Source organism: Thermotoga sp., from assembly GCF_021162145.1.
Classification (GTDB): Bacteria; Thermotogota; Thermotogae; order Thermotogales; family Thermotogaceae; genus Thermotoga.
In genome coordinates, this window is sequence record NZ_JAGGZH010000145.1 from 1 (window position 1) to 6,176 (window position 6,176).

The window sequence follows — 6,176 nt, forward strand, 5'->3', positions numbered from 1 at the left end:
AAAGACCTGAAGTTGGAATAATCTCCATGCTTGTTGTTATCAATGAAGTCCTCTCTCAGAGAAACTATCCAGATTTCCAAAGACTATTTCATCTGTTCCTGTGTTCATAAAGTTCATTCACGATCACCTGCAGGGAAGATATGGCTATGGTGTTTTCTCTTGTGAGGTTTCTTGCTTGCAACATGTAGGTGGTATATTTTTTCCATTTTTCCTTGATTTTCATTTTTAGATCCAATTACGGGGGATTATTTCGAATTAAATGCCAAAATCTCAAAATTTCTTCGGTTTGAACACGTCACGGAGATTTTCGAAATGTTTCTTTCTTTCCTGGTAGATTCTTCGGAAGGTTTCTTTGAACAGTACATCCACAACAGCGATTTCTCCTATGTTTTCTCTTAGAAATTCATAAACTTCATATCTTACAGGAGGGCTCTGAAGCGTAAGGTGAGCAATCTTGGCAAGCTCCGAATTTTTGTTAGTTGTGATAGCAATCGTTTTTGCTCCCATATCTTTTGCAACCTGAGTGGATTTGACAGTATCTCTGATGTTTCCTGTGTGACTGATTGAGATTACCAAATCTTCATTTGTCAAGTTCACTGCCTCTATAACTTGAACATGCGGATCGTTGGAAAAAAATGTATGAAACCCGAGGAAAGCAAATTTCAAACTGGCGTACTCTGAAACTATACCAGAAAGTCCAACTCCAAAGAAAAGCAACCGCCGAGCAGAAAGGATCCAGTTCACTGCTTTTTCTAAACTTTTCTTATCCAGTGTTTCTTTCAAGCGCTTCAAAATTTCGATCTGCTCATCTATAAAATCATGCTTCTCAATCGTCTCTTCTATACCGCTCAGCTCCCTTGCGAGTGTGATTTTGAAGATCTGGTAACCCTCGAAATCCAGCTTCTTGATTACCCTGTGAACCGTGGTTTCACTCACACCCACGATCTTCGCAAACTCTGTAATGGAGTAGTGGATCACATCGTCTGGCTTCTCCAGGATGTAGTCTGCCACTTTCCGCTCGGCGGGGCTGAACCGTGCGTATATGTTCAGGATCTTATCTTTTATTTTCAACTTCCCATTCCTCCTTCAACAGATATTTTCTCTCCAAAAAGACATCGAGCTGTTCATAAACGCATCTTTCCGCTTCTTCATCCGATAGAGATCTTACCTCCTCTGCAAAACGGGCGGTCCTCGCAAAATAGAACGGCAAAAGATTCTCCACCACCTTCTTATCTCCTGTCTTTCTATAATGAAGGGCGCTTCTGTACAGAACATCGACCCAGGATACGAGATCGAGTGTTCCTTTCTCTTTCACTTTTGAGAGGATTTCCTCTCCCATGTAATCCACGTCGTTCAGTGTTTCCTTTGCGAGTTTCTTAAGGTTCTCCACATCTATGCTCATGGGTGGAACCTCTTCATTTGGTGTTTCTCCATAAACAGGTACTTCTTCTATTTCCCAGACATCTTTCCACCTGTCTTCGTAAGTGATCATGAGATCAAAGAGCGTTCCCACCACTTGGAGGAACATCCCCCTGAGGTGCTTGCCAGGATCTTTGACATCGTGGATTTTTGTACCAAGAGCTGCCTGGAGGACTCTTCCAGACTCGTTTATGGCGGTTGTTGTCATCCAGATGTCGATACCGAACCTTGCAACGTCCGTTTTCCACGTCTCTTCTGGTTTTTCCAGATAAATCTCAAGGAGTCTTTTCCCAACACCAAAATCCCCTCCGATGGGTTGTCTCACCTTCTTCCCATAGAGAGCGGATGTCACAGGAAAGCAGACGTTGTTTGTGATCGTACCGTCGAATCTATGTCTCAGATAAAACGGTGTAACGTAGTCCGCCTCCCCTTTCAATATGGGTCCTGCAAGTCTTTCCACCCACCATGGTTTCACACTTCTGAGATCGGAGTCGAGAAATACCACCGCCTCTGCTCCTCGTTCCAAAGAAATCTCCATGATTGTCCTCATAGCACTTCCTTTCCCAGGAACACCTTCGTAGACAAAACTCTCCTTTGGAACACCGAAGGTGTCCGTTTCCATGAATCTCTCCCTTGTTCCATCAGATGACCCACCGTCTGAGTTGAGTATCATACCGTCCCCATCGAAAAATTCCAGAATGCCCCGAGCCGCTGTTCTCGCAACGTAGGAAATCGTCTCTGCGTTGTTGAAACTGGGTATTCCAACAATGACTTTCATGTCAATACCTCCCTGCTCAGTATCTCTTCCAGTTTTTCCAGACTGAAATGGCGCCTTCCCACTTCGAAGTTATGCTCCACCGTTTCTCTGTAGAAAGATGAATCACGCAGCAGTTTTGATAGTTCTTCCACCGCTCTTTGCAAGACACTCTCTTCAACTTTCACGAAGTTGCCTTCCCTGAAGTAACGATCCCCTAAACTGACATACCTTAACCCCATCGGTTTTATGTCAGATTTGAACACCTCATATTCAAAGAGAACAATAGCTTTTTTTGCGGCAATCGCTTCAAGAAGCTGATTCCCCCACCCTTCCAGAATGGTCGGATAGGTAACAAAGTCGGCAACGTTGTAAAGTCTCCAGAAAAAAGAAGTGTCTTTTCTCACTTTCTCACTCAAAATTAAAAGCGGGACGCTTTTCAAAGAAGCGTATTCCCTCAATTCTTCCAGGTATGATGCGTCCTCACAGATGCCGGAGAACACCAGAACTATTTCGCCGTTGAAAGCTTCACCGTTGTAAAGGAGACTTTTCTTTTTCAGACTCTTTTTCAGGAGAGACACCACATCTATTGAAAGCTCTATCGCTTTTCTTCTGTCTATTCTCGTTGCCTGAAGAGCGACGATCGTTCCTGGATCTATACCAAGTTCTTCTCTCATCCTGTGATACATATCTTCCGAGGTGATAGGCTTTTCAAAATCCATCACATTCGGTACCACCACTGAATCGATGCTTCTTCTCCTCAGGAGTTCTTTTTTGGCGATCGTGTTTATGACCACGTGTTTCACATTTGGAAGATCCGGCGGAAAGTGTTTCTCCAGTATCTCTCTGAATCTTTCACTCTCCGGAATCAGATGTTTTCTTTCCCACCAGAAGTCGTGGTGATGTGCAATGAATCTTTTTTTTAACCTCGAAAGGGCAAGACCAAGAGGTGGAAAAAGTCCCAAAGACCAGACGTTGTTTGGAACGATGAGGTCGTAGTCTTTCAAAATGTCCTTTAGAACAGAAAAAATTTGATCTTCTTTTTTCTTGAGAAACTCCAGGAACTTTTCTTCACTTGGGAAATCCTCCAGTCTTCCAAAGAAGTTTCTGTTCACTTTTTCAAAATCCGGATTCTCGAAACCGATCTCTTCCACAACCACATCCACTCCTTCTTTTCTGTTTCCAGCCACGATGTGAACCTCGTGCCCCATTTTCGAGAGGACCTTCCTCCACTTTTCCATCTCGAGTGACACACCGTCCATGAGGCCACCGCGGTAATGAAAAAGCGCTACTTTCATGTTTTCTCCTCACTTTCGAAAAGTTCCACCAGGTAATCGTAGGTTCTTCTCTTCATACGAAGCTCGTTCAACTCCTTCGCCGGTTTTTCTTCACTCTGAAGATAAAGGAGTGAGAGCTCTATCTCTTTCTTCGTTCTGAGAAGAGAAAAGTACCTGTGTCTTGATCTCAGATCGTTCTTTGCCGAAACTCTGGAAATTTCCAAGTCAAGTTCAGAAATGGTCTTCCTCAAGAGATCCACCACATCGCTTTCTGGCAAGCTTTCAAGACACAGGACAGGAAGCTCCGGAAAGTTCAAAATAGATAACTTAAGAGGTTGTACTGCACCGGAGAGTGGCTCAACCCGTTTTGTCCCTATTTGAAGAGGTTTTAAACCTTCCACCTCTTCGAAATAGGGATTGAAGACCCACAAAGAGGAACCTTTCACACCAACCCATGGAAGTCTGGATTTGAAGAAGACGCGTTCATCTTCGCATCCTCCGGAGTCAATTTTTACAAACAGCGGAGGACAGTCAAAGAGGGTGTACCACTTGAAGAACTCCTCACTTCTTGGATGACTCTTGTTCTCCATGAAAGAAAGCCTCACCGAAAAGCTTCCTTCGCACTTTGCTCCGGGAGTGTACATCAGGGGTCCTGCGTCTCCTACTCTACCCTCCACATCCTTCGCGATCCATTCAACCGATCTTATCAGTGTAACGTGTACTTTTTCTTTCTCCACCCAGTATTCCCTCAAGCCCTTCGCAAGAAAAGTTCTCGATATTCCCTCACTGTAGATGGAGACAAAGCCCTGAAATGGAAATTCCCTCACCACGCCTGTCTCTCTTGCTGCAAGGAGAATTCCCTTCAAACTGTCAGGAAGAGACTCTGGAAGGAGGTAGTTGTCCTTTTCCTTCCTTCTCACCACGTCGAAAGGCATCTTTGCAAAGATCTCTCCACTTCCTGTTTCGTAACTCATTGAAAGCTTGTAGTTCTTCCCCTTTACATCCAGCTCCACACTCCATTTCACAAGTGGTGTTCCGTCGAAAACGATCCTCTCTTTCGTTTCAATATGACACAGGTGTGATTGAACAGACCTTTCCATCTCCACAACCATAGAATTTTCTGTTTTCGAGATAACCTCGATTTTTTTCAAGGTCACTGAGAAATCAGTTTCTTCAACGAAGGTAGAGTAGGTGTCACCTTTTTCTTCAAACAGGTTCAAAACACCTGCTCTTCTCCCATTCAGAAGAAGAGTGCCGTCTTCCTCAAAACGTGCCTCGTAGTAGTTATTTTTCCATGAGAGGTCTCTGTCGGACACAGTCTTTTGGTTGGTGGACTCGACTCTGAAAAATCCCACACCTTCAGCTTTCAACCGAACTGTTCTTTCACCGTCACAGTACCAGTGATCGTAGGAAAACGGAGAAGAAGAGAAGGCATAAAGGCCACTTTTCAGTCCTGCTTTCCCGGCGAGTTTTTTCAACTTTTCCTCTACAGATTCTTTGAGAAGAAAGTACATCTTTCTGTAGGTTTTCTCCATCTTTTCATGGACAGGATCCACACATACTCCACAGATGTTGTCATGTGCAAGGGTCTTCAGGTACTCCCTCCACAGGATCTCCTGAGGCTCCTCGCCGTTCAAGGCGGAAAGGAGATCCCCCGTCTTCAAGAGATCTTCGATGAGTTCACTTTCCAGCTTCAGATAGACCCTGGTAGAAAGCGTTCCGGGAAAGGTGCAGGCATATCTCCCAGAAAGAAGTTCTCCAGAAAGAACGGGTGCATCATCGGGAAATCTCTCTGGAAAATCCTCCGGGGTCGTAATTTCAGCGTTCAGATACTCCTGCGGGTCCTCCGGAGAGAGGTCTATATCGTAACCGTCCAGAAGAAGTACCTCGCCCGATTTTGAAAACCTTTCCAGTTTTTTCTTTTCATGTTCCAACCTCTTCTTCGCCATCTCTCTTGTCTCTTTCAGGTTGTACAGATTTCTGTAACCTCCTACAAGAAAGATGGCCTGAACTGTCGTGCCATCGCTTCCTTTCCAGAAAAACTCCTGGGAAATTTTGTCGCTTTCGAAAAAAACACCCCGCCAGAGGAAGACCTTTTCTATCCCAAACAGTCTGTGTACCTGAGGAACTTGTGAGATGTGACCGAAGTTGTCAAGAAGCCATCCCGCTTTCATGCACTTTCCGAATCTTTCAGAATCCTTCAACCCCATCTCCAGATTCTTCAGTATGGACGACTCTTTCGGTATTCTCCAGTCTATCTGCGTATAGTAAGGTCCAATCAGTAGTTTTCCTTTCTCAACGAGTTTCTTAAGATCTTTTTCCGCCTCCGGGTTTACCGTGAAAAGGTCTTCGATCACAGCGGTCTGACCATCCATCACATAGATGAAGTTCGGATTCTTTTCAGAGAGGGTTTTCACCTTGGAAAAGACCTCCCCCAGCCAGCGGGAGGTCACCTCCGATGTAGTAAACCATTCTCTGTCCCAGTGATTGTGAACAATTACCTTTGCTTTCATGAGAGTCTCTCTCCTGTCTCTGGATGGAAGAGATGTATCTTTTCAAGATCTATGAAGAATCCGATCTTTTCTCCACTTTTGAAATCAACGTCGCCAGGAATCTTTGCAACGATTTTTTCATCTCCAATGTTCAGGTGGAGTATCGTATCCGACATGAGCTTTTCAGCAAAGTATACTTCTCCCTCCAGTTTGATGGTGTTTGGTTTCTCCTCC

5 protein-coding genes are annotated in these 6,176 nt (G+C 44.5%); all 5 read right to left on the reverse strand.

Annotation, left to right across the window (positions count from 1 at the left end; all coding sequences use genetic code 11):
• Nucleotides 1-270 precede the first annotated feature (270 nt).
• Nucleotides 271-1,071, reverse strand: coding sequence for a MurR/RpiR family transcriptional regulator (locus J7K79_RS08630; RefSeq protein ID WP_296907603.1), 801 nt, complete (start codon nucleotides 1,069-1,071; stop codon nucleotides 271-273).
• Nucleotides 1,055-2,197 (reverse strand): glycosyltransferase, encoded by a 1,143-nt coding sequence (locus tag J7K79_RS08635; RefSeq protein WP_296907605.1) that lies wholly within the window; start codon nucleotides 2,195-2,197, stop codon nucleotides 1,055-1,057. The genes J7K79_RS08630 and J7K79_RS08635 overlap by 17 nt, the downstream gene beginning before the upstream one ends.
• Entirely contained in the window at nucleotides 2,194-3,471 is a 1,278-nt protein-coding gene (gene mggS, locus J7K79_RS08640) for a mannosylglucosylglycerate synthase (RefSeq protein WP_296907608.1), read from the reverse strand. The genes J7K79_RS08635 and mggS overlap by 4 nt, the downstream gene beginning before the upstream one ends.
• Complete coding sequence (locus J7K79_RS08645) at nucleotides 3,468-5,963, reverse strand: alpha-mannosidase (protein ID WP_296907610.1); 2,496 nt, start codon at nucleotides 5,961-5,963, stop codon at nucleotides 3,468-3,470. The genes mggS and J7K79_RS08645 overlap by 4 nt, the downstream gene beginning before the upstream one ends.
• Nucleotides 5,960-6,176: TOBE domain-containing protein (locus J7K79_RS08650; RefSeq protein WP_296907613.1), on the reverse strand; the 217-nt coding region annotated here is incomplete at its 5' end. The genes J7K79_RS08645 and J7K79_RS08650, both read right to left, overlap by 4 nt.